General features: G+C 72.7%; 18 protein-coding genes. 7 read left to right on the top strand and 11 right to left on the bottom strand.

The window, feature by feature from the left end:
• Positions 1–9 precede the first annotated feature (9 nt).
• Entirely contained in the window at positions 10–1,416 is a 1,407-nt protein-coding gene (locus tag ACFC8N_RS29335) for a PLP-dependent aminotransferase family protein (RefSeq protein ID WP_356030176.1), read from the bottom strand.
• 47 nt (positions 1,417–1,463) lie between these two features.
• Between ACFC8N_RS29335 and ACFC8N_RS29330 the strand changes: the two genes are divergently transcribed.
• Positions 1,464–2,000, top strand: a complete 537-nt coding sequence (locus ACFC8N_RS29330; protein ID WP_362818235.1) for a carboxymuconolactone decarboxylase family protein — start codon at positions 1,464–1,466, stop codon at positions 1,998–2,000.
• Complete coding sequence (locus tag ACFC8N_RS29325; RefSeq protein WP_376291114.1) at positions 1,997–2,740, top strand: isocitrate lyase/phosphoenolpyruvate mutase family protein; 744 nt, start codon at positions 1,997–1,999, stop codon at positions 2,738–2,740. The genes ACFC8N_RS29330 and ACFC8N_RS29325 overlap by 4 nt, the downstream gene beginning before the upstream one ends.
• Before the next feature lie 6 nt (positions 2,741–2,746).
• Here the strand turns inward: ACFC8N_RS29325 and ACFC8N_RS29320 are convergent, their stop codons facing one another.
• The 6 genes from ACFC8N_RS29320 to ACFC8N_RS29295 all read right to left on the bottom strand — a co-directional run bounded on the left by ACFC8N_RS29320 (position 2,747) and on the right by ACFC8N_RS29295 (position 10,682).
• On the bottom strand, positions 2,747–3,700 hold the full coding sequence (locus ACFC8N_RS29320; RefSeq protein WP_376291112.1) for an ABC transporter substrate-binding protein: 954 nt from the start codon (positions 3,698–3,700) through the stop codon (positions 2,747–2,749).
• A 1-nt stretch (position 3,701) separates the two neighbouring features.
• Entirely contained in the window at positions 3,702–5,657 is a 1,956-nt protein-coding gene (locus ACFC8N_RS29315; protein ID WP_376291110.1) for an ABC transporter permease, read from the bottom strand.
• Positions 5,657–6,754: a glycine betaine/L-proline ABC transporter ATP-binding protein gene (locus tag ACFC8N_RS29310; RefSeq protein ID WP_362818231.1), complete on the bottom strand. Its 1,098-nt coding sequence runs from the start codon at positions 6,752–6,754 to the stop codon at positions 5,657–5,659. The genes ACFC8N_RS29315 and ACFC8N_RS29310 overlap by 1 nt, the downstream gene beginning before the upstream one ends.
• On the bottom strand, positions 6,751–8,307 hold the full coding sequence (locus ACFC8N_RS29305; protein WP_376291107.1) for a GMC family oxidoreductase: 1,557 nt from the start codon (positions 8,305–8,307) through the stop codon (positions 6,751–6,753). Before ACFC8N_RS29305 ends, ACFC8N_RS29310 begins: the two co-directional genes overlap by 4 nt.
• A 44-nt stretch (positions 8,308–8,351) precedes the next feature.
• A complete protein-coding gene (locus ACFC8N_RS29300; protein WP_362818228.1) occupies positions 8,352–9,872 on the bottom strand; it encodes an aldehyde dehydrogenase family protein in 1,521 nt (506 codons plus the stop codon).
• A gap of 324 nt (positions 9,873–10,196) precedes the next feature.
• A complete protein-coding gene (locus ACFC8N_RS29295) occupies positions 10,197–10,682 on the bottom strand; it encodes a MarR family winged helix-turn-helix transcriptional regulator (protein WP_376291104.1) in 486 nt (161 codons plus the stop codon).
• A gap of 228 nt (positions 10,683–10,910) precedes the next feature.
• Here ACFC8N_RS29295 and ACFC8N_RS29290 point away from each other — a divergent pair, with 228 nt between their 5' ends.
• Complete coding sequence (locus ACFC8N_RS29290; protein WP_376291102.1) at positions 10,911–11,765, top strand: calcium-binding protein; 855 nt, start codon at positions 10,911–10,913, stop codon at positions 11,763–11,765.
• A 96-nt stretch (positions 11,766–11,861) separates the two neighbouring features.
• Here ACFC8N_RS29290 and ACFC8N_RS29285 read toward each other — a convergent pair whose 3' ends face one another.
• The 4 genes from ACFC8N_RS29285 to ACFC8N_RS29270 form a co-directional block, all read right to left on the bottom strand.
• The gene (locus ACFC8N_RS29285) at positions 11,862–12,851 is read right to left on the bottom strand and encodes a malate dehydrogenase (RefSeq protein ID WP_356030164.1); all 990 of its coding nucleotides are present in this window, start codon (positions 12,849–12,851) and stop codon (positions 11,862–11,864) included.
• A gap of 456 nt (positions 12,852–13,307) precedes the next feature.
• Complete coding sequence (locus tag ACFC8N_RS29280) at positions 13,308–14,609, bottom strand: DUF2690 domain-containing protein (RefSeq protein ID WP_376291099.1); 1,302 nt, start codon at positions 14,607–14,609, stop codon at positions 13,308–13,310.
• Positions 14,610–14,801: 192 nt separating this feature from the next.
• Positions 14,802–15,275, bottom strand: a complete 474-nt coding sequence (locus ACFC8N_RS29275) for a DUF3017 domain-containing protein (protein ID WP_362818220.1) — start codon at positions 15,273–15,275, stop codon at positions 14,802–14,804.
• Positions 15,262–16,119 carry a bifunctional methylenetetrahydrofolate dehydrogenase/methenyltetrahydrofolate cyclohydrolase gene (locus tag ACFC8N_RS29270; RefSeq protein ID WP_376291096.1) on the bottom strand — a complete coding sequence of 286 codons (858 nt, stop codon included), beginning with the start codon at positions 16,117–16,119 and terminating at the stop codon, positions 15,262–15,264. The genes ACFC8N_RS29275 and ACFC8N_RS29270 overlap by 14 nt, the downstream gene beginning before the upstream one ends.
• Before the next feature lie 263 nt (positions 16,120–16,382).
• On the opposite strand from ACFC8N_RS29270, the gene ACFC8N_RS29265 reads away from it, so the two are divergent.
• From ACFC8N_RS29265 to ACFC8N_RS29250, 4 genes are all read left to right on the top strand, one after another.
• A complete protein-coding gene (locus ACFC8N_RS29265; protein ID WP_356030158.1) occupies positions 16,383–16,946 on the top strand; it encodes a hypothetical protein in 564 nt (187 codons plus the stop codon).
• Between the two features lie 139 nt (positions 16,947–17,085).
• On the top strand, positions 17,086–17,823 hold the full coding sequence (locus ACFC8N_RS29260; protein WP_356030156.1) for an FHA domain-containing protein: 738 nt from the start codon (positions 17,086–17,088) through the stop codon (positions 17,821–17,823).
• Positions 17,820–19,385, top strand: a complete 1,566-nt coding sequence (locus ACFC8N_RS29255) for a protein kinase (protein WP_356030154.1) — start codon at positions 17,820–17,822, stop codon at positions 19,383–19,385. Before ACFC8N_RS29260 ends, ACFC8N_RS29255 begins: the two co-directional genes overlap by 4 nt.
• 100 nt (positions 19,386–19,485) lie before the next feature.
• Positions 19,486–19,971, top strand: a complete 486-nt coding sequence (locus ACFC8N_RS29250; protein ID WP_356030153.1) for a hypothetical protein — start codon at positions 19,486–19,488, stop codon at positions 19,969–19,971.
• The last annotated feature ends 18 nt before the right edge of the window (positions 19,972–19,989 follow it).

Raw genomic sequence — 19,989 nt, 5'->3', positions numbered from 1 at the left:
CGCCTGTGGTCAGGGCAGCACCCGGCACAGGGCCTCCAGTGCGCCCGCCCACGCGCTGTCCGGCGGGGTCGCGTACCCCACCACCAGCGCGTCCAGCGGCTCGGCGGCCGCCTCCGGGTGACGGTGGAAGGACAGGCCCTGGAGGGCCAGGCCCTGCCAGGCGGCGGCCTGGACCACCGACTCCTCCAGGCCCGGCGGCAGGCGCAGGAGGGCGTGCAGGCCGGCCGCGATGCCCGTGACCGTGACCTCGGGGGCGCGGGCGGCGACCGCCTCGGCCAGGGCGTCGCGGCGGCGCCGGTAGCGCTGGCGGGCGGAGCGGACCTGGCGGTCGTACGCGCCGGAGGTGATGAACTCGGCGAGGGTGAGCTGCTCCAGCACCCCCACGGTGTCGTGCGTGCCCTTGGCCTCGATCGCCTCCTGGGCCAGAGCGGGCGGCAGTGCCATCCAGCCCAGCCGCAGGCCGGGGGCGAGGGACTTGCTGGCGGTGCCGAAGTAGATCACGTGGTCGGGGTCCAGGCCCTGGAGGGCCCCGACGGGCTGGCGGTCGTAGCGGAACTCGCCGTCGTAGTCGTCCTCCAGGATCAGCCCGCCGGTGCGCCGTGCCCGGTCCACGACGGCGGCCCGCCGGTCGGGGTGCAGCGGCAGGCCCATCGGGAACTGGTGGGCGGGGGTGAGCAGGACCGCGCCGGCGTCGCCCGGCACCCGGGGGTCCGTGCCGAGTTCGTCGTACGGGAGCGGGGGTGTCGCGAGGCCCGCCTGCCGGAGCAGGCGCCGGTACGCGTCCAGGCCGTACGACTCCACCGCCACCGCGGGCACCCCGCGCGCGGCGAGGACGGGGCCGATGATCCGCAGGGCGTGGGCGAAGCCGGAGGTGACGATGAGGGTCTCGGGGTCGGTGCGGACGCCGCGGACGCGGGCGAGGTAGCCGGCGAGGGCGGTGCGCAGTTCGGGGCGGCCGCGCGGGTCGCCGTAGCCGAGGGCGTCGTGCGGGGCGGTGGCCAGAGCGCGGCGGGCGGCTTTCAGCCACGCGGCGCGCGGGAAGGCGGCCAGGTCGGGGGTGCCGGGCAGGAGGCTGTACGTGGGGCGCGCCGGTGCCGTGCGCCGTGGGGCCGCCGCACCGCTGCGCGCCGGGTCCGCCGGGGTGACGGCGGCCCTTTCGGCCACGCGGGTGCCGGAGCCCTGGCGGGCGGTGAGCCAGCCCTCGGCGACCAGGTCGGCGTAGGCCTCGGCGACGGTGTTGCGGGCGATGCCGAGGTCGGTGGCGAGGGTGCGGGAGGACGGCAGCCGGGTGCCGGGGGCGAGGCGGCCGGTGCGGACGGCGTCGCGCAGGGCGTCGGTCAGGCCCCGGCGCAGCCCGCCCGCGCCGGTCGGTTCGAGGTGGAGGTCGACGCCGAGAGTGGCCCAAGGTTTCGCCATGGAAATGGACCATACCCCTGGGCTGCCTCGCTCGTAGGGTCGACGGCATGAGCACTGACATCAGCACCGAGAAGCAGGCCGAGTACGTCGCCGAGCACACGCCCCGGATGCAGTTCGCCGAGCACGCGCCCGAGGTCTACAAGGCGATGGTCCGGCTGGACGCCGCCGCCCGGCGGGGGCTGGACCCCACGCTGTACGAGTTGGTCAAGATCCGCGCCTCGCAGCTCAACCACTGCGCGTTCTGCCTCGACATGCACACCAAGGACGCGCTCGCGGCCGGTGAGCGCGTGGAGCGGATCGTGCAGCTCAGCGCGTGGGAGGAGTCGAAGCACTTCTACACGGAGAGGGAACTGGCGGCGATCGAGCTGACCGAGGCGATCACCGTCCTGACTGGGGGCACCTCCCGGACGGAGTCTGGGGGAGGCTTCGTGCCGGATGAGGTGTACGAGCGGGCCGCGAAGCAGTTCGAGGAGCCCGAGCTGGCCCAGCTGATCGCCGCGATCACGGTGATCAACGCCTGGAACCGGATCGGCGTGAGCACCCGGATGGTGCCCGGCCACTACCGGCCGGGGCAGCACGCGTGAGCCGTGGCGGCACGGTCGAGGAGTTCCGCGCGCTGCACCTGGGGCGCGCCCCGGGCGATCCGCTGGTCCTGCCCGGCCCGTGGGACGCGGCCAGCGCGCGGGTGTTCGCGGCGGCCGGGTTCCCGGCGCTGGCCACGCCGAGCGCGGGCGTGGCCGCGTCGCTCGGGTACGAGGACGGGGCGGTCCCGGCCGACGAGATGTTCGCGGCGGTCGCCCGGATCACCCGGGCCGTGGACGTGCCGGTGTCGGCGGACATCGAGGCCGGGTACGGGCTCGCGCCGCGGGAGATCGTGGAACGGCTGCTGGAGGCGGGCGCCGTCGGCTGCAACCTTGAGGACTCCGCCGGAGGTGTCCTGAAGGACCCGCACGAGCAGGCGGAGTTCCTCGCCGAGTTCCGCGCGGCCGCGGGCGACCGGCTGTTCCTCAACGCCCGCGTCGACACCTTCCTGCGCGGCGAGACGGATCCCGAACGGGCCATCGAGCGGGCCGCTTTGTACGTGGCGGCGGGCGCGGACTGCATCTTCCCTATCCGCGCCCCCGAGGACGTACTGCCGCTGCTGCGGTCCGGCATCCAGGGCCCGGTCAACGTCCACGGCCACCTGGACGCCACGGGCCCCTCGCTCGCCGAACTCGGCGAACTCGGGGCCACGCGACTCACGTTCGGACCGAAGCAGCAGCGCTGGGCGGCGCTGGCACTGCAGGGGATGACCGAACAGCTGAAGAAGCAGCTGAAGACGTAGGGCGGTTCAGGACAGCCACTTCTTCCACACGTCCGGGTGGCTGTCCACCCACTTCTTCGCGGCGTCCTGCGGGGACAGCTTCTGGTCGGCGATCATCAGGGAGACCTCGTTCTGGTCCTCGGTCGTCCACCGGAACTTCTTCAGGAAGGCCGCCGCCTTGCCGCCCGACCTGGCGAAGTCCGCGTTGAGGTACTTCTGCAGCGGGGTGTGCGGGTAGGCGCAGGCGACCTTCGCCGCGTCCGCGTCGCAGCCGTCCTTGTACGGCGGCAGCTTCACCTCCGTCATGGGGACCTTCTTGAACAGCCACTGGGGCGAGTACCAGTAGGTCAGGAAGGGCTTCTTCTCCTTGGCGAACTGTTTCATCTGGGTGATCTGCGCGGCCTCCGAACCGGCGAAGACCACCTGATAGTCCAGGTTCAGACTGCCGACCAGGGCCTTGTCGTTGGTGACGTAGGACGGGGAGCCGTCCATCAGCTGGCCCTTGCCGCCGCTCTCCGGGGTGCGGAAGAGGCCGGCGTACTTGTTCAGGTTCTTCCAGTCCGTGATGTCGGGGTGCTGCTTCGCCAGGTAGGTCGGCACGAACCAGCCGATGTGGCCGGTCACGCCGAGGTCGCCGGCGCGGGCGATGGTCTTCTTGTCCTCGACGTACCGCTTCTCCTGGTCCGGGTGGCCCCAGTCCTCCAGGATCGCGTCGACGCGGCCCTGGCTGAGCGCGTCCCACGCGGGCACCTCGTCGACCTGGACGGTGTCGACGCGGTAGCCGAGCTTGTGCTCCAGGAGGTACTGGGCGACGGCCACGTTGGACTGCGCGCCCACCCAGGACTGCACGGACAGGGTCACGGACTTCGTGCCCTGCGCGTTGGCGAACGGCGAGGCCTGCTTGGTCATGTCGGCGGCGCCGCAGCCGGTGGCGAGCCCCAGCACGGCGAGGGCGGCCGGGACGGTCGTACGTACGCGCATGTCAGGCTCCCTTCCTCGCGCGGCGTTCGGTCGGCTGGGTCACCCGGTCCAGCATCAGGCCCAGGCAGACGATGGCGGCACCGGCCACCAGGCCGGTGGCGAGGTCGCCCTGGGCGAGGCCGAAGGCGACGTTGTAGCCGAGGGCGCCGCCGCCGACCAGACCGCCGATGATGACGACGGCGAGGACCAGGACCACGCCCTGGTTGACGGCGAGCAGCAACGAGCGCCGGGCGAGCGGGAGTTGGACCTGCCACAGCTGCTGGCGGCCGGTCGCGCCGAGCGAGCGCGCCGACTCCAGCGCGGCCGGGTCGACCTGGCGCAGGCCCTGCGCGGTGATCCGGACGACGGCGGGCAGGGCGTAGACGACGGCGGCCGCCACGGCCGGGGCGCGGCCGACGCCGAACAGCGCGACGACCGGGATCAGGTACACGAACTGCGGCATCGTCTGGAACACGTCCAGGACCGGGCGCAGGGCGCGCTCGACGCGGTCGCTGCGGGCGGCGGCGATGCCGGTCGCGAAGCCGAGGACCAGGGTGACGGCGACGGCGGCCAGCACCTGGGAGAGCGTGTCGAGGGCCGGGTCCCAGACGCCGAGCACGCCGATCGCGGCCATCGCGAGGACGGCGGTCAGGGCGGTGGCCCAGGTGCCGATCAGCCAGGCCAGCGCTGCGACGATCAGCAGCACGGACCACCAGGGCAGCCACTGCAGACCGCCGCGGACCGGGTCCAGGACCCAGGTGGTGAAGTGGCCGGCCCAGTCGGCGGTGCCGCCGATGACCGGGACGCCGGAGTAGAGGTGGGCGGTCATCCAGTCGACGGCGCTGTTGACCGGCGCGGCGATGCCGAGGGTCCAGCCGGTGGGCCAGTTCAGGCCGTGCAGCAGACGGGCGGCGAGGGCGACGGCCGCGGTGACGGCGAGGGCGTACACCCAGCCGATGGTGCGGGGCGTCCCGGGCTGCGCCGTTCGCGCCGTACGGTCCTCGCCCGCGGCCGCGGTCACGCGGTCCAGGACGATCGCGAGCAGCACGATGGGGATGCCGGCCGCGAGGGCCTGGCCGACGTCGACGGAGGCGAGGGCCTGGTAGACGCGGTCGCCGAGGCCGCCGGCGCCGATGACCGAGGCGATGACGGCCATGGACAGCGCCATCATGATCGTCTGGTTGAGGCCGAGCAGCAGCTCCCCCCGGGCCAGCGGGATCCGGGCGGTCAGCAGCCGCTGGCGGCGGGTGGCGCCGAGGGACTCCACGGCCTCCAGGACCTCGGGGTCGGCGCCGCGCAGGCCGAGCGCGGTGAGGCGGGCCATCGGCGGGGCGGCGTAGACGACGGTGGCGAGGACGGCCGCGGGGACGCCGATGCCGAAGACCAGGACGACGGGGAGGAGGTAGGCGAAGGCCGGGAGCACCTGCATGGTGTCCAGGACCGGGCGCAGGGCGCGGTCGAGGCGGTCGGACAGGCCGGCGGCGAGCCCGAGCAGCACGCCCACGAGCACGGCCGCGAGCACGGCCGCGACCATCAGCGCGAGGGTCTGCATGGTCGGCACCCACATGCCGAGCGCGCCGCACGCCAGGAACGCGGCGGCCGTGCCGGCGGCGAGCCGGACTCCGGCGACGCGCCAGGCGACCAGCGCGCCGAGGACCGTGACGCCGGTCCAGCCCAGGGCGAGCAGGGTGAGGTAGACGGCGCGCACGGAGAGGACGACGGCGTTGCTGATGTAGCCGAAGAAGTACAGGAACAGGGGGTGGCTGTCCCGGTTGTCGATGACCCAGTTACTGGCCGACGTCAGCGGCCCCGCCAGGCTGACGGTCAGCTCGTGCGGCCAGGCGCCGTTGCCCCAGCGGCCGAGGACGGGCAGCAGGACGGCGGTGAGGAGGGCGAGCAGCAGGAGCTTGCCCGCGGCCCGGCTCCTGAGGATCTTCGGTTTGGCGCCGCGGGCGGCCGCCACGGTGAGCGCTGCCATCAGACGGCCTCCGGGGTGCTGCTCGGCACGTCCGTGACACCGGCGACCACGTCCAGCAGCCGCTCGTGGTCGACGACGCCCAGGCATGTGCCCTCGTCCATCACGCGGGCCGGGGCGCCCGACCGGGCGACGGCCTCGATGGCCTCGGCGACGGTGGCGTCGGGGCGCACGGCCGGGCCGCCGTCCTCGTCGGCCGCGGCCGGGCGCATGGCGGTGCGGACCGTCATGACCTGCTCGCGCGGGACGTCCCGGACGAACTCGCGTACGTAGTCGTCGGCCGGGGAGCCGACGATCTCCTCGGGGGTGCCCAGCTGGACGACCTCGCCGTCGCGCATCAGGGCGATCCGGTCGCCGAGCTTGAGGGCCTCGGCGAGGTCGTGGGTGATGAAGACCATCGTGCGGCCCTCCTCGCGGTGCAGCCGGGCCACCTCGTCCTGCATGTCACGGCGGATCAGCGGGTCGAGGGCGCTGAAGGGCTCGTCGAAGAGCAGCACCTCGGGGTCGACCGCCAACGCCCGTGCCAGGCCCACGCGTTGGCGCTGGCCGCCGGAGAGCTGGCTGGGCCGGCGCTTCTCCATGCCCTCCAGGCCGACCTTCTTGACGACCTCGGCGGCGCGGGCGCGGCGCTCGGCCTTGCCGATGCCCTGGATCTCCAGGCCGTAGGCGACGTTGTCGAGGACGGTGCGGTGCGGGAGCAGACCGAAGTGCTGGAAGACCATCGCGGCACGGTGCCTGCGCAGTTCGCGCAGCCGGGCCTTGTCCATGGCGCGGACGTCCTCGCCGTCGATGGCGATCGTGCCGGCGGTCGGCTCGATGAGCCGGGTCAGGCAGCGCACCAGGGTGGACTTGCCGGAGCCGGACAGGCCCATGACGACGAAGACCTCGCCCTTGCGGACGTCGAAGGAGACGTCCCGGACGGCGGCCGTGCAGCCGGTACGGGCGCGCAGGCCGGCGGGGTCCAGCGCGGTGAGTTCGGCGTCGGCGGGGACGCGCTCCGCCTTCGGGCCGAAGACCTTCCACAGGCCCGAGACGGAGAAGACGGGCGTGTCGGTGCCGGTCGCGGTGGGCGGCTTGCGGGTGGGGACGGTGGCGCTCATCGGGCATCACCGCCCAGCTCGACGGCCTTCTCCCCGATGAGGTCGACGGCCTTCTCTCCGACCATCAGCACCCCGATCATCGGGTTCACGGCGGTCATCGTCGGGAAGACGGACGCGTCGGCGATCCGGATGCCCTGCATGCCACGAATCCTCAACTCCGGGTCCACCACGGCGAGTTCGTCGTCGGCGGCACCCATCTTGCAGGTGCCGGCCGGGTGGTAGACGGTGTGCGCGACCTTGCGGGCGTACTCGCTCAGCTCCTCGTCGCCGGTGACCTCCGGGCCGGGGGCGACCTCGCGCTTGAGCCAGCCGGCCAGCGGCTCGGACTTCGCGATCTCGCGGGCGATGCGGATGCCGTCGACCAGGGTCCGGCCGTCGTAGTCGTCCTCGTCGGTGAAGTACCGGAAGTCCAGCGCGGGCTTGACCTCGGGGTCGGCGCTGGTCAGGTACAGGCGGCCGCGGGACTTCGGCTTGGGGATGTTCGGGGTCATCGAGACGCCGTACGCGGGGCGTTCGTAGCCCAGCCGCTCCGGGTTGTCCGTGAACGGGATCTGGTAGAAGTGGAACATCAGGTCCGGGCCCGTGTGCTCGGGGTCGCGGCGCACGAACAGGCCCGCGTCGGAGTCCATCGCGGAGTTCTCCGGAATCGGCCCGTGGGTCTCCCAGACGATGACCGACTCGGGGTGGTCGAGCAGGTTCTCGCCGACGCCCGGCAGATCGTGGACGACCGGGATGCCGAGGGCCTCCAGGTCCTGGCGCGGGCCGATGCCCGAGTGCATGAGCAGGCGCGGGGAGTCGACGGCTCCGGCGCACAGCACGACCTCGTTGCGGGCCCGTATGAGCAGTTCCTCGCCGTCCTTGGTGCGCACGTGGACGCCCTCGGCGCGGGTGCCGGCCAGCTCCAGCCGGTAGGCCCGGGTCTCCAGGTAGATGTGGAGGTTGGGGCGCTCGTCCATCACCGGGTGCAGGTACGCCACCGAGGCGGAGGAGCGCTTGTTGTTCTCGGGGTGGTAGGCGAGGTCGAAGAAGCCGACGCCGTCGGTGAAGGGCTTCTTGTTGAAGCCCTCGACGCGCGGGACGCCGAGCGCCGCCTGGGCGGCGTCGACGAAGTCGCGGGCGATGGCGTTGCGGTCCTTCTCGTCGACCGGGACGATGTTGTTCTTCAGCCGGGCGAAGTACGCCTCCATCGGCACGGCGCCCCAGCCCTTGGCGCCGGCCTCCTCCCACTCGTCCCAGTCGGACGGCAGCGGCTTGAAGGAGATCAGGGTGTTGTGCGAGGAGCAGCCGCCGAGGACGCGGGCGCGGCTGTGCCGGATGTGGGAGTTGCCGCGCGGCTGCTCGACGGTCGGGTAGTCGTAGTCGAGGTCGCCGCCGAGCAGGCCCATCCAGCGACGCAGGGTGAGGACGTCGTCGCGGTCGACGTCGGTGGGGCCGCCCTCGATGACGGCGACGGTGACGTCGGGGTTGTCGGTGAGGCGGGAGGCGATGACCGAGCCGGCCGTGCCGCCGCCGATGACGACGTAGTCGTAGAGGCGGGAGGGGGTGTGGGACATGGGGGTACTCCGAACGGACTTGCTGCGTGGGGACGTTGAGGGGGTCAGCCGGCGAACCAGCGCACGGGCCGGGGCGCGAGGTTCTGGTAGACGTGCTTGGCCTCGCGGTACTCGGCGAGTCCGGCGGGGCCCAGCTCGCGGCCGGTGCCGCTCCTGCCGAAGCCGCCCCACTCCGCCTGCGGGAGGTAGGGGTGGAAGTCGTTGATCCAGACCGTGCCGTGGCGCAGCCGCCCCGCGACCCGGCGGGCCCGGCCCGCGTCGGCGGTCCAGACGGCGCCCGCGAGGCCGTACTCGGTGTCGTTGGCGAGCCGGACGGCCTCGTCCTCGGTGCGGAAGGTCTCGACGGTGAGGACGGGTCCGAAGACCTCCTCCCGGACGACCTTCATCTCGCGGTGGCAGGCGTCGAGGATCGTGGGCTCGTAGAAGTACCCGGACTCCGGGCGGACCTCGCTCGGCTCCGGCCGCTTGCCGCCGCACCGCAGCACCGCGCCCTCGGCGAGCGCGGAGGCGACGTAGCCCTCCACCTTCTCGCGCTGCTGCGCGGAGACGAGCGGGCCGCACTCGACGCCGTCGGCGGTGCCGCGCCCGAGCCTGATCTTCTGGGCCCGGCGGGCGAGTTCGGTGACGAAGCGGTCCCGGACCGACTCCTCGACGATGAGCCGGGCACCGGCCGAGCAGACCTGGCCGCTGTGGATGAAGGCGGCGTTGAGTGCCTGGTCGACGGCGGTGTCGAAGCCCTCGTCGGTGGCGCAGGCGTCGGCGAAGACGACGTTGGGGTTCTTGCCGCCGAGTTCGAGCGCGACCTTCTTCACGGTGGGCGCGGCGGCCTGGGCGACCTTGACGCCGCTGACCAGGCCGCCGGTGAAGGAGACCAGGTCGACGTCGGGGTGCTCGGCGAGCCGGGCGCCGACGGTGTGGCCGGGGCCGGTGACGAGGTTCGCGACCCCGTCGGGCAGCCCGGCCTCGGCGAGCAGTTCGATCAGCGCGATGGTGGTCATCGGGGTGATCTCGCTGGGCTTGAGCACGAAGGTGTTGCCGGCCGCGAGCGCCGGGGCGATCTTCCAGCTGGCCTGGAGCAGCGGGTAGTTCCAGGGCGTGATGAGCGCGCAGACGCCCACGGGCTCGTGCACGACGACGCTGTGGATGTCGCTGGACCCCGCGTCCACGACCCGGCCGGGCGCCTCGGCGGCGACCAGGTCGGCGAAGTAGCGGAAGGCGTCGGCGACGCAGTCGATGTCGACGCGCCCCTCTTCCACGGTCTTGCCCGCGTCCCGGCTCTCCAGCAGGCCGAGCGCCTCGCGGTCGCGCACGAGCAGGTCGGCGACGCGGCGCAGCAGGGCCGCGCGCTCGGCGACGGGGGTGGCGGGCCAGGGCCCCTGGTCAAAAGCCTGCCGGGCCGCCGCGACGGCCCTTTCCGCATCCTTCTCGTCACCCTCGGCGACCACGGCGAACGGCCGGGCGTCCGCGGGGTCCAGGATCTCGCGTGTCGCACCCGAGACCGCTGCCAGCCACTCTCCCCCCGCGTGGATGGTCGCCTGGGCCTGTCGTGCCGTTCCGTTCGCCATGTTCGGTGTTGCCTTCCGTTCCTGATCCATGCCCCTGCGTCACACACCTGCCACGCTCGGGGACCGCGTCCGCCTGCCCGGGCCGACGAGCGGCATGCGTAATCGGTGGTCGAAAGTGCGCCGTGTCACCGAAAGTACGCCTCAAAAGGGACAGAAGGGTGCGACTCGGACCGCTGCGCTCAGTCCATGGGCACCGCACAGTGCGTGCCGGACGGATGGGGCGGCCTCGCTGCCGGGCAACGGGGGACGGACAGCGCGGGTGGGCAGCACGGGAGAACGCGTGCACGGCGGGGGTCCCGCCGTGCACGCGTTCTCCCGGGTCCGTCAGGGGTTCAGGTCGTCGGCCCGCCCGCCGAGGTTGCGGATCATCCGGCGCAGGACGTCCAGCGTGGTGGCGTAGTCCTCCTCGGGGACGCCCTCGTGGATCTCGGCGCGCACCCGCCGCAGGACGTCGACGGCGCGCCGGGTGGCCTCCCGGCCGGCGTCGGTGGTGCGCACGCGGCCGGCCCCGTCGACGCTCAGCCAGGCACGGGCGACCAGGGTGTCGACGGCCCGCCCGATCTCCTCCGGCCCGGAGTCGAGGTGCGCGGCGAGCCGGTCCTGCAGCTCGGCCCGGGTGCGGGGAGCGTCTTCGGCGGCGATGTCCTTCAGGACCCACCACTGCGGCTGGGTGAGATCGATCCCGGCCAGCGCGCCGCACAGATGGCGTACGACGGCCTGATGGGCGGCCCAGGTCCAGTAGCCGACGGGCTGGACGGCCGAGGGGGCGGCCTGCGGGGCGGCGGCGGGGGAAACGCGGACGGTCGTCATGGAGGCCACGCTAGGAGCGGCAGCGCCGGGGCGCCTCGCACGCGCCGCGAACGGGTGAGAGCCGAAGGCGTGCGCGGTCACCCCGCGCTTGAAATTCCTTCACCTCGCATACAACCGTTTCTTACCTTCGCGAGTCTCCGCATCCGAGCCAACAGGCTCCACATCACTCTCGTGCCGCCACGCAACCCCCACTGAGCGTGCGGCACGCTGTCCACTTGGGGAACGCAGATGCGCATTCGAGCCAGCCTGGCCACCGCGACCGTGTCCGGTGCCGTGGCGCTCACCTCTCTCGTCGCCCCGGCCGCGCACGCGGCCGGCAACCCGGCGGGCACCGCCGCGAAGCTGGCGGCGGCACCTTCTGTGGCCGCCGTCCCGGCCGACGACGTCCAGGGCGACACCAAGATCACCAAGGTCACCGTCAACGCCGATACGGACCTCGTCGTGGGCGTCGGCAAGAAGTCCTTCAACATCTACGTGACCGCGAACGACCCGTCCGGCATGTACACCGCCGGCGCCTTCCTGTGGCACGGCACCAGCATCGACGGCGACAACCCCGACGTGGACGGCGTCCTCGCCACGGACCAGGACGCCACGTGCGACAAGTGGAGCGCCACCGCCGCCACGTGCAAGATCACCATCACGGTCGATCCCACCAGCGACCTGTACGACAGCTCCCTGAACGGCAAGTGGAACGTCGCGGCGTGGGCGGTCGGCAACGACTCCGACTACATCCAGAAGAACACGTACAAGAACCACTGGGTGAAGCGCGCCGTCAACGTCAGCGGCTTCAACGCGGGCCCGGAGCCGGTCTCCAAGGGCAGGCCGATCACGGTCACCGGCACGCTGAACCGGGCGAGCTGGACCTACCTGAAGTACTACGGCTACGGCAGCCAGTCCGTCCAGCTGCAGTTCAAGAAGGCGGGCGCGAGCTCCTACAGCACAGTCAAGACGGTCACGTCGTCGTCCAGCGGTTACCTGAAGACCACGGTCACCGCCGCGGCGGACGGCACCTGGCGCTTCCACTACGCGGGCAACAGCACCTCGTCCGCCGCCGACGCGTACGACTACGTCGACGTGCGCTGAGCGCGCCAAGCACCCCGCACGAGCCAGAGGCCCCGGAACACTCCGGGGCCTCTGGCCGTATCAGGTCTTCTACGGCGAACTCGCCGAGTGCGTCGCTCAGATGAGGCCGAGCGCGCGAACCGCCTCGCGCTCCTCCACCAGCTCCTGCACGGACGCGTCGATGCGGGTGCGGGAGAACTCGCTGATCTCCAGGCCCTGGACGATCTCGTACGCGCCGTTCCTGGTCGTGACCGGGAAGGAGGAGATGAGACCCTCCGGGACGCCGTAGGAGCCGTCCGACGGGATGCCCATGGAGGTCCAGTCGCCCTCGGCCGTGCCGTTGACCCAGGTGTGCACGTGGTCGATGGCGGCGTTGGCGGCGGACGCGGCGGAGGACGCGCCACGGGCCTCGATGATCGCGGCACCGCGCTTGGCGACGGTCGGGATGAACTCGTCGGCCAGCCACTTCTCGTCGTTCACGGTCTCGGCGGCGTTCTTGCCGGCGACCGTGGCGTGGAAGATGTCCGGGTACTGGGTGGCGGAGTGGTTGCCCCAGATGGTCAGGCGCTTGATGTCGGCGACCGTGGTGCCCGTCTTCTTCGCGAGCTGGGTCAGCGCGCGGTTGTGGTCGAGGCGGGTCATCGCGGTGAAGCGCTCGGCCGGGACGTCCGGCGCGGCGGCCTGCGCGATGAGCGCGTTGGTGTTGGCCGGGTTGCCGACGACGAGGACCTTGATGTCGTCCGCGGCGTGGTCGTTGATGGCCTTGCCCTGCGGCTTGAAGATGCCGCCGTTGGCCTCCAGCAGGTCGCCGCGCTCCATGCCCTTGGTGCGGGGGCGGGCGCCGACGAGCAGGGCCACGTTGGCGCCGTCGAAGGCGACGTTCGGGTTGTCGGAGATCTCGATGCCCTGGAGCAGCGGGAAGGCGCAGTCGTCCAGCTCCATCGCGGTGCCCTCGGCGGCCTTCAGCGCGGGCGTGATCTCCAGGAGGCGCAGCTTGACCGGCACGTCCGCGCCGAGCAGCTGGCCGGAGGCGATGCGGAAGAGCAGGGCGTAACCGATCTGGCCGGCCGCGCCGGTGACGGTGACGTTCACGGGAGTGCGGGTCATGGCGTTCTCCGTAAGGACAGCTGGCGGTGGGGCTTCCCGGCCCCGGGCGATGATCGATCTCTTGGCGTCAAGAGATCGATCCAGCGGTCAGGCTATCGCGCATCCGGCATGCGAGACGTACCGGGCCGTGTGGCTCGCCCCACAAGGCGGCCACCCGACGCAATCCCGGCCGTCGCCCGGCCCCGATCCGGCACCGGCCCGGCCGCGAACTGCCCATGACCTGGCCCGACCTGGCCCCGGCCCGGCCCAACGAAGCGGCGGCCGCCGGTCCGGGAGAGGGGGACGGAAGGCGGCCGCCGATGGGGGAGGTACCGGCTGGCCGGACTCCCGTGGGGGGTACCGTTCGCGTGCCCAGGATCCGCCGGGCCATGCACGCCCGTCCCGGAATTTCACCCGCACGATGTCACGCGGGTGCGGTTTCCTCCGTTTCGCCGCATTGTGCACCCCGTCCGCCCGTCACTTCGTGCACCCCGTCCGCCCGGAGGCGAGGGTCGCGCACGCCTTGGCCTGTGCCGCGTCCTGCACGGCGACCATCGGGGTGTAGGCGATGGCGTCGCCCACGGCGGTGATCCGCCCCGACTGGCGGACCGTACCGGCCGAGACCTCCACCCTGTCGCCCTGCGTGGCGCCGGTGATCCGGCCCCAGGCGGCGCCGCAGGCCTTGCTGTAGCGGACCTCCAGGGTGGCGGTGCCGACGGCGGCGGTCTTGGCGGTGCTCACCAGTTCGCCGCTGCACCCCATGGCCTCGGCGTCCTTGCCGGTGCACGCGGAGCCGGCGCACTTGACCCCGGGCGGCGGGCTCGTGTTCCGGTCGGCGGTGGGCGACGGCGGCTTGGCCGCGTCCTGGTGCCTGCCGCCGTCGCGGTGGGTGAAGAAGAAGACGCCGCCGATGATGACGAGCACGCCGACGAGCCCCGCGAGGAACATCGTCACCTGCTGCCGCCTCGCGCTCCCCCCGGCGGGCCGGGCGGCGTCGTGCGGCGCCGGGCCGTCCGGCGCCGGGGCGGACCCGCCGGCCGCCCCGGCACCCCGCGCCCCGGCCCCCGGGGCGGACCCGGAGCCGGCCCCGGCACCCGCGCCGGGCCGGGGGCTCGTCCTGGACGGCCCCTGATACCCGGCCAGGCCCCAGGAGTTCACGGAGTCACGGCCGGAAGCCGCTTCGGAGCCGGCGTCCCCGCTCTCGGCCGAGCCGCGGTCGCTGCCCGCGCCGTCGGCGAGGCCGCTGCCCGCGCCACCGGCCGCGCCGCGCCCCGCCCCGCCCCGGACGTCCGCGTCCGGTCCCGAGGGCTGCACGGGAATCGTCGGCGACACACCGGCCGGTCCGGCGATGCCCGGAGTCGCCGTGGCACTGCCGTTCTTCCGGCCGGACAGACCCGGCAGCGCCTGCCCCGACGGCCCCCCGGTGGCCTCCGCCGCGCCGAACTCGCCCAGTGCCGCGCGGGCCTGGGAGATACGGATCGCCTCCATGGTGCGGTCGTGCCGCATCTCCGCCCGGCTCCAGGCGCGTTCGGCCAGCTCCCACATCGTGGTCAGGTGGACGGGGCTGGTACCGGTCACCTCGGCGAGCGCCACGACCGCGCCCTTCGGCGCGAGGAGCCGGCCGCCCAGGTAACGCTCCCAGGACGTCTTGCTGTAGCCCGTGCGGTCGGCCAGCGCGGCGACGCTCAGCCCGCTGTGGTCCACCAACCGCCGTATCTGACTGGTGAACTCCTTGATCTGCGGGTCCAGATCCTCGGGCAGGTCCTTCCAACGAGGCATCGCTTCCCCCCTTGCTCTCCCCCGGTACGTCCCGTCCTGGCTACCCACAAGGATGCCGTGCCTAAGGATCCCAGTTCCCGCAGTGGGAGCGCACGGGGGCACAGGCGGCGCGCGGACGCCGCGGCGGACCGGCCGGGGGACGCGCCGATGGCCCGCGTCCCCGGGGGAGGCGGGCCATCGGCGGCAGCGGGGCTAGTTGTTGCTGAGCGTGACGTGCAGGAGATCCTTCAGGAACGGGACGTGCAGCCACGGATTCGGCTGGACCATCATCGCGAACAGGACGATCGCGAGGCCGAGGACGCCGTAGGTGACGATGTCCGTGAACCGGGAGCGGACGGCGAGCATGCCGACGCTCGGCACGAACCAGCGCATGACCGCACCGGCCAGCAGGGCGGCGCCGATCAGCAGGGTGCCGAAGCGGAACGTGCCGAGCGCGGTCAGCAGCAGGCCGAGCGCGACCGTGCCCACCACGACCAGCATCGGCCACTGCCGGGCCGGGGCCGGCGAGGCACCCGACGCGGCCCGGCCGCCGCCCTCGGGCCGGGCGGTGTCCCGGGTGATCCGCGGAAAGCGGCGCGTGGTCTTCGCGGGCTGCTCCCCGGAGTCCTGGTGCGGCTCGCGGCCGGCGCGGGTGAGGGCCCCCGCGCGGGCGTCATCGGCCGGCACCGCGCTCCGCCGCCTCGACCACGTTGACCAGCAGGAGCGCCCGGGTCATCGGGCCGACACCGCCGGGGTTCGGGGAGATCCAGCCGGCCACCTCGGTCACGTCCGGGTGGACGTCGCCGACGATCTTGCCCTCGGCGTTGCGGGAGACACCGACGTCCAGGACGGCGGCGCCCGGCTTGACGTCCTCGGCGCGGATCAGGTGCGGGGAGCCGGCCGCCGCGATGATGATGTCGGCCCGCTTGAGGTGGGCGGACAGGTCGCGGGTGCCGGTGTGGCACTGGGTCACGGTGGCGTTCTCGCTGCGCCGGGTGAGCAGCAGCGGCATCGGCCGCCCGATGGTCACGCCCCGCCCGACGACGACGACCTCGGCGCCCTTGATCTCGACGCCGTGGCGGCGCAGCAGGGTGAGGATGCCGTTGGGGGTGCAGGGCAGCGGCGCGGGCTCGCCGAGGACGAGGCGGCCGAGGTTCATCGGGTGCAGGCCGTCGGCGTCCTTGGCCGGGTCCATCAGCTCCAGGACGCGGTTCTCGTCGATGCCCCTGGGCAGCGGCAGCTGGACGATGTAGCCGGTGCAGGCCGGGTCCTCGTTGAGCTCGCGGACGACCGCCTCGATCTCCTCCTGCGTGGCGGTGGCGGGCAGTTCGCGCTGGATGGAGGCGATGCCGACCTGCGCGCAGTCGCGGTGCTTGCCGGCGACGTACTTCTGGCTGCCGGGGTCGTCCCCGACCAGGATCGTGCCGAGGCCGGGCGTGACGCCCTTCTCCTTCAGCGCCGCCACGCGGGCGGTCAGATCGGACTTGATCGCGGCTGCGGTGGCCTTGCCATCGAGAATCTGGGCGGTCATACCCCTATCCTCGCGGATGACCCGCCCCCGGTTCCAATCCGGGTACCCCGCCGCCGTACCATCCCGCCCAACTGTTGATCAACTGTGTTGCACTTGCACAACACCTCCGCTCCTCGGCTGGACAAGCCCATATCCGGTCAAGAACGATGAGGGCACAGTGCAGCGGGCAGCTCATCGGGGGGACGGACCGCATCTGTAGAAACGCTTCCTCCGTGCAGTGCCGCGCCTCGTCCCCGCACTCGACCAAACGGAGGAACACCGCCATGAGCTACGGCGACCCGAACAACCCGTACGGCCCGCCGCCCCAGCAGCAGGGCTACGGCTACCCGCAGGGCCAGCAGCCGGGGTACGGCTACCCGCAGGCCCCGCCCGCTCAGCAGCCGTACGGCATGGGCGCCCCGATGACCGCGATGCCGGGCAACGTCAGCGGCGCCCGCGTGATGCTGTGGGTGATCGTCGGCCTGCAGGTGATCGGCGTGGCGCTGTTCGTCTTCTACGCGGCGATCGTGAACCACGCGAAGAAGGACAGCACCCTCCAGAACGACTCCCAGTTCCAGAAGTTCGCCGACTACGGCACCGGCATCCTGGTGGCCATGGCGGTGTTCGCGCTCGCCTGGGGCATCTTCGGAGCCGTCCTCGCCGCGAAGTTCAACACCGGCGGCAACGGCGTCCGCATCACCACCATGGTGTTCAGCATCATCACCGCGGTCCTCGGCCTGTACCCGTTCGTCGTCGTGGGCCTCGTCCACACGGTGCTGGCGATCCTGGTCGCCTGCTTCGTCGGTGGCGCCAACGGCAGGGCGTGGTTCAACCGCCTGCGCTACTGAGCGTTTTCTCGCCAAATCACCGCCAGGGGCCGCGTCTCACCCGTCAAGGGGGAGGCGCGGCCCCGGTGTGTCCCCCTAGGCTGGCCGGGGTAGCCGTACTGTCCGACCCGGCTATCCGTCAGGCACGGGGAGACACACCGTGTACAGCATCATCGTCGTACCTCCGCCGACCACGGAGGACGACCGCCAGCAGATCCGGCTCGCCCCCGGCGAGCGCCTCAGTTTCGGGCGCGCCCCCGGCAGCGGTCTGCCGATCCCGCACGACGGGGTCTCGCGCCGGGCGGGCGAGATCGTCGCGCAGGGCACGTTCTGGATACTGAGCAACCTGTCCGCGCGGCAGACGTACGTCGTGGAGAACCCCGAGGGCGCCGGTGAGCACATCAAGGTCGGCCCGGGCCGCCTCGACGCGCCCGTCCCCTTCGAGTTCTCCCGGATCGTGCTGCCCGCCGCCGGCGATCTGCTGCCGATCGAGGTGTGGGCGCCGCGCCACGACTACCTGGACGACGACGCGGAGCCGGACGGCGAGGCCACCGCGGCCGCGTTCTCCGTCGACCGCACGAAGCGCTACTTCTCCGTCCTGGCCGCCCTGTGCGAATCGCGGCTGCGCGGCGACCCGCACGCCCCGCTGCCCACCGTCGACCAGGTCGTGGACCGGCTGCGCCCCGCCTGGCCGGCCGCCTCGCGCACCTCGGTGCAGTGGAACATCGACTACCTGGCCGTGAAGCTGCGCCTCAAACCCGGCCCGGAGAGCGCCGATCCGGGCCCCCGCCTCAACGGCAAGAAGGAGTCCCTGGTCTCGCTGGCGCTCCGCTTCGACGTGGTGCGGGAGGACGACCTCGTCGTCCTGTCCGGCTCCGCGAGCCGGGCGGGCCGGTGACCGAGCCGTACGCCGTCCCCGTCCCCAGGGGCTACCGGGTCGGCGCCTGGGAGGTACGCGAGCCGATCGCGACGGGCGCCTTCGGCAGCGTCTACGCCGCCCGCCGCACCGAGCGGTCGCGGGACCTCCCCGACTCCGCCGCGCTGAAGTTCCTGCCCACCGGCACCAACACCCCGCGCCAACTGTCCCATCTGCGCGAGCTCGTGGAGCGCGAGGTCACGCTGTACCGCCGCCTGGAGCGGCCGCGCCTGCTCCGCATGTACGACACGCTCGTCGTGGACGACCCCGGCCGCCCCGTCCTCGACGGCGCCACGGTCCTCGTCCTGGAGAAGGCCGAGGGCTCCCTGTCCGTCCTGCTGGCCGCCGCCCCGCGCCCGGACGCCGGCCCCGTCCTGCTCGCCCAGATCTGCGAGGGCCTGGCCCAGCTGCACGCGGCGGGCTGGGTGCACGGAGACCTGAAACCGGCCAACGTGCTGCTGATGCCGGACGGTTCGGCCCGGCTCGGCGACTTCAACATGGCCGCCGAGCTGGAGGGCACCCACGCCTACACCCCCGCCTTCTCCACCCCCGACTACACCCCGCCCGAGCTGCTGTGGGCGGAGATCGGCGACCGCGGCCGCCGCATCCGCCCCTCGGCCGACGTCTGGGCCTTCGGCGTGCTCGCCCACCTCGTCCTCACCGGCACCTTCCCGCTCCCCGGCGCGACCCCGACGGCCCGCCGCGACGCGGCGATGGGCTACGCGCGCGGCACCGACGCGCTGCGTCTGTCGCCCGAACTCCCGGACGCCTGGCGGGAGATCGTCCGCGACTGCCTGGCCCGCACGCACGCCGACCGCATCACGACGGAGCCGCTGCTGCGCCGGGTCGAGGCGGCGGCGGGCACGGGCGATCCGTCGCGCCTGCTCCGCCTGCCGCGCCTGCTCCGGCGCCGCAGACGCCTGCCGGCCGCGGTCGCGGGCCTCCTCGCCGCCGCGGCCCTCGCCTACGGCATCAGTGCCTGGCCCGGCGACGCAAGCACGCACGCAGGCTCGGACGGGAGCGGCGTCAGTGCCGCCCAGGCCGCCGCCGAGGCGCGTTACGGCGCCTCCGAACTCCGTACCGGCCAAGGCGTTCCGGTGCGGTACCGCCGTCTGATCGTGGACTCCGCCCACGCCTGCTCCGAGCCCGATGTCACGCCCGCGCTCATCGCGGCGATGCTGAAGTCCGAGAGCGACTTCGACCCGAACCTCTCCGACCCCGGCAAGCAGGAGTTCGGCATCGCCCGCTGGACCCCCGCCATCCTGCGCTGGTGGATGCGGGACGACGGCGTCCCCGCGTCGGCGACCCCCACGCCGCCGCTGACCCCGTCCGTCTCCGTCCCGGCCATGGGCCGCTACCTGTGCTACATCGACAACCACCTGAAGTCCGGCCTCCCCGGCGACAAACGGGTGCTGGTCTCCGCCGGCTACCGCACCTCGGTCGAGAAGGTGAACGACACGGGCGGAGTTCCCCCGAAGTACCGCGACTACTGCGCCCGTGTCGCCCACTACCTCAAGGAGTACGCGCCCCCGGGCAGGAAGTGACCCTGAGACTTCACAGGTACCGGCGGGCGGCGGGCGCTGTGAGGGTTGGAACCACTCCGCCACGGCGGAGTGACCACACCGTTCATGCAGCACCGTTCACATGGGGGAACACGTGAACATCGTCAAGCCCGCCGCGCTTCTCGTCGCGGCCACCGCCCTCGTCGCCGGCTCCACGGTCGCGGCCGTCGCCGACAGCGCCCCGGACGGCACCCGGGTCACCGGCGTCCAGCAGGTCGCCGACCACGTCCTCGCCGGGCACCCGAAGGTGCTCTCGTCCTCCGCCGACCAGGTCCGCTACGACGGCCTGACCGTCACGAAGGCCCCGCGGGGCAGGATGAGCGCCAAGGACCTGAACTGCGCCTACGGCCACCTGTGCATGACCGTCAACGGCACCAACTTCGACTTCTACAAGTGCCAGACCTGGACCGTCTCGAACTGGACCGGCGACGGCCCGTTCATCAACAACCAGACGCCGGGCACGGTCGCGAAGTTCTTCAACCAGGACGGCAGCGTCCGCTGGACGTCCACGGCCTACGAGTCCGGCACGGCGACCTGGGACCCGATCTACTCCCTGCGTCCCTGCTGACCGACAGACCGACGGCCT

The organism is Streptomyces sp. NPDC055966, from assembly GCF_042269865.1.
Taxonomy (GTDB): Bacteria; Actinomycetota; Actinomycetes; order Streptomycetales; family Streptomycetaceae; genus Streptomyces.
The sequence above is the reverse complement of the archived record's forward strand: the minus strand, read 5'-3'. Positions and strand labels throughout refer to the sequence as shown.

Bases quoted from the DNA above. Each gene is read 5' to 3' on its own strand.
- ACFC8N_RS29330 (WP_362818235.1), top strand. From the start codon at position 1,464: ATGAGCACTGACATCAGCACCGAGAAGCAGGCCGAGTACGTCGCCGAG.
- ACFC8N_RS29335 (WP_356030176.1), bottom strand. From the start codon at position 1,416: ATGGCGAAACCTTGGGCCACTCTCGGCGTCGACCTCCACCTCGAACCG.
- ACFC8N_RS29250 (WP_356030153.1), top strand. From the start codon at position 19,486: ATGGGGGAACACGTGAACATCGTCAAGCCCGCCGCGCTTCTCGTCGCG.
- ACFC8N_RS29300 (WP_362818228.1), bottom strand. From the start codon at position 9,872: ATGGCGAACGGAACGGCACGACAGGCCCAGGCGACCATCCACGCGGGG.
- ACFC8N_RS29310 (WP_362818231.1), bottom strand. From the start codon at position 6,754: ATGAGCGCCACCGTCCCCACCCGCAAGCCGCCCACCGCGACCGGCACC.
- ACFC8N_RS29270 (WP_376291096.1), bottom strand. From the start codon at position 16,119: ATGACCGCCCAGATTCTCGATGGCAAGGCCACCGCAGCCGCGATCAAG.
- ACFC8N_RS29290 (WP_376291102.1), top strand. From the start codon at position 10,911: ATGCGCATTCGAGCCAGCCTGGCCACCGCGACCGTGTCCGGTGCCGTG.
- ACFC8N_RS29295 (WP_376291104.1), bottom strand. From the start codon at position 10,682: ATGACGACCGTCCGCGTTTCCCCCGCCGCCGCCCCGCAGGCCGCCCCC.
- ACFC8N_RS29265 (WP_356030158.1), top strand. From the start codon at position 16,383: ATGAGCTACGGCGACCCGAACAACCCGTACGGCCCGCCGCCCCAGCAG.
- ACFC8N_RS29305 (WP_376291107.1), bottom strand. From the start codon at position 8,307: ATGTCCCACACCCCCTCCCGCCTCTACGACTACGTCGTCATCGGCGGC.
- ACFC8N_RS29315 (WP_376291110.1), bottom strand. From the start codon at position 5,657: ATGGCAGCGCTCACCGTGGCGGCCGCCCGCGGCGCCAAACCGAAGATC.
- ACFC8N_RS29320 (WP_376291112.1), bottom strand. From the start codon at position 3,700: ATGCGCGTACGTACGACCGTCCCGGCCGCCCTCGCCGTGCTGGGGCTC.
- ACFC8N_RS29280 (WP_376291099.1), bottom strand. From the start codon at position 14,609: ATGCCTCGTTGGAAGGACCTGCCCGAGGATCTGGACCCGCAGATCAAG.
- ACFC8N_RS29285 (WP_356030164.1), bottom strand. From the start codon at position 12,851: ATGACCCGCACTCCCGTGAACGTCACCGTCACCGGCGCGGCCGGCCAG.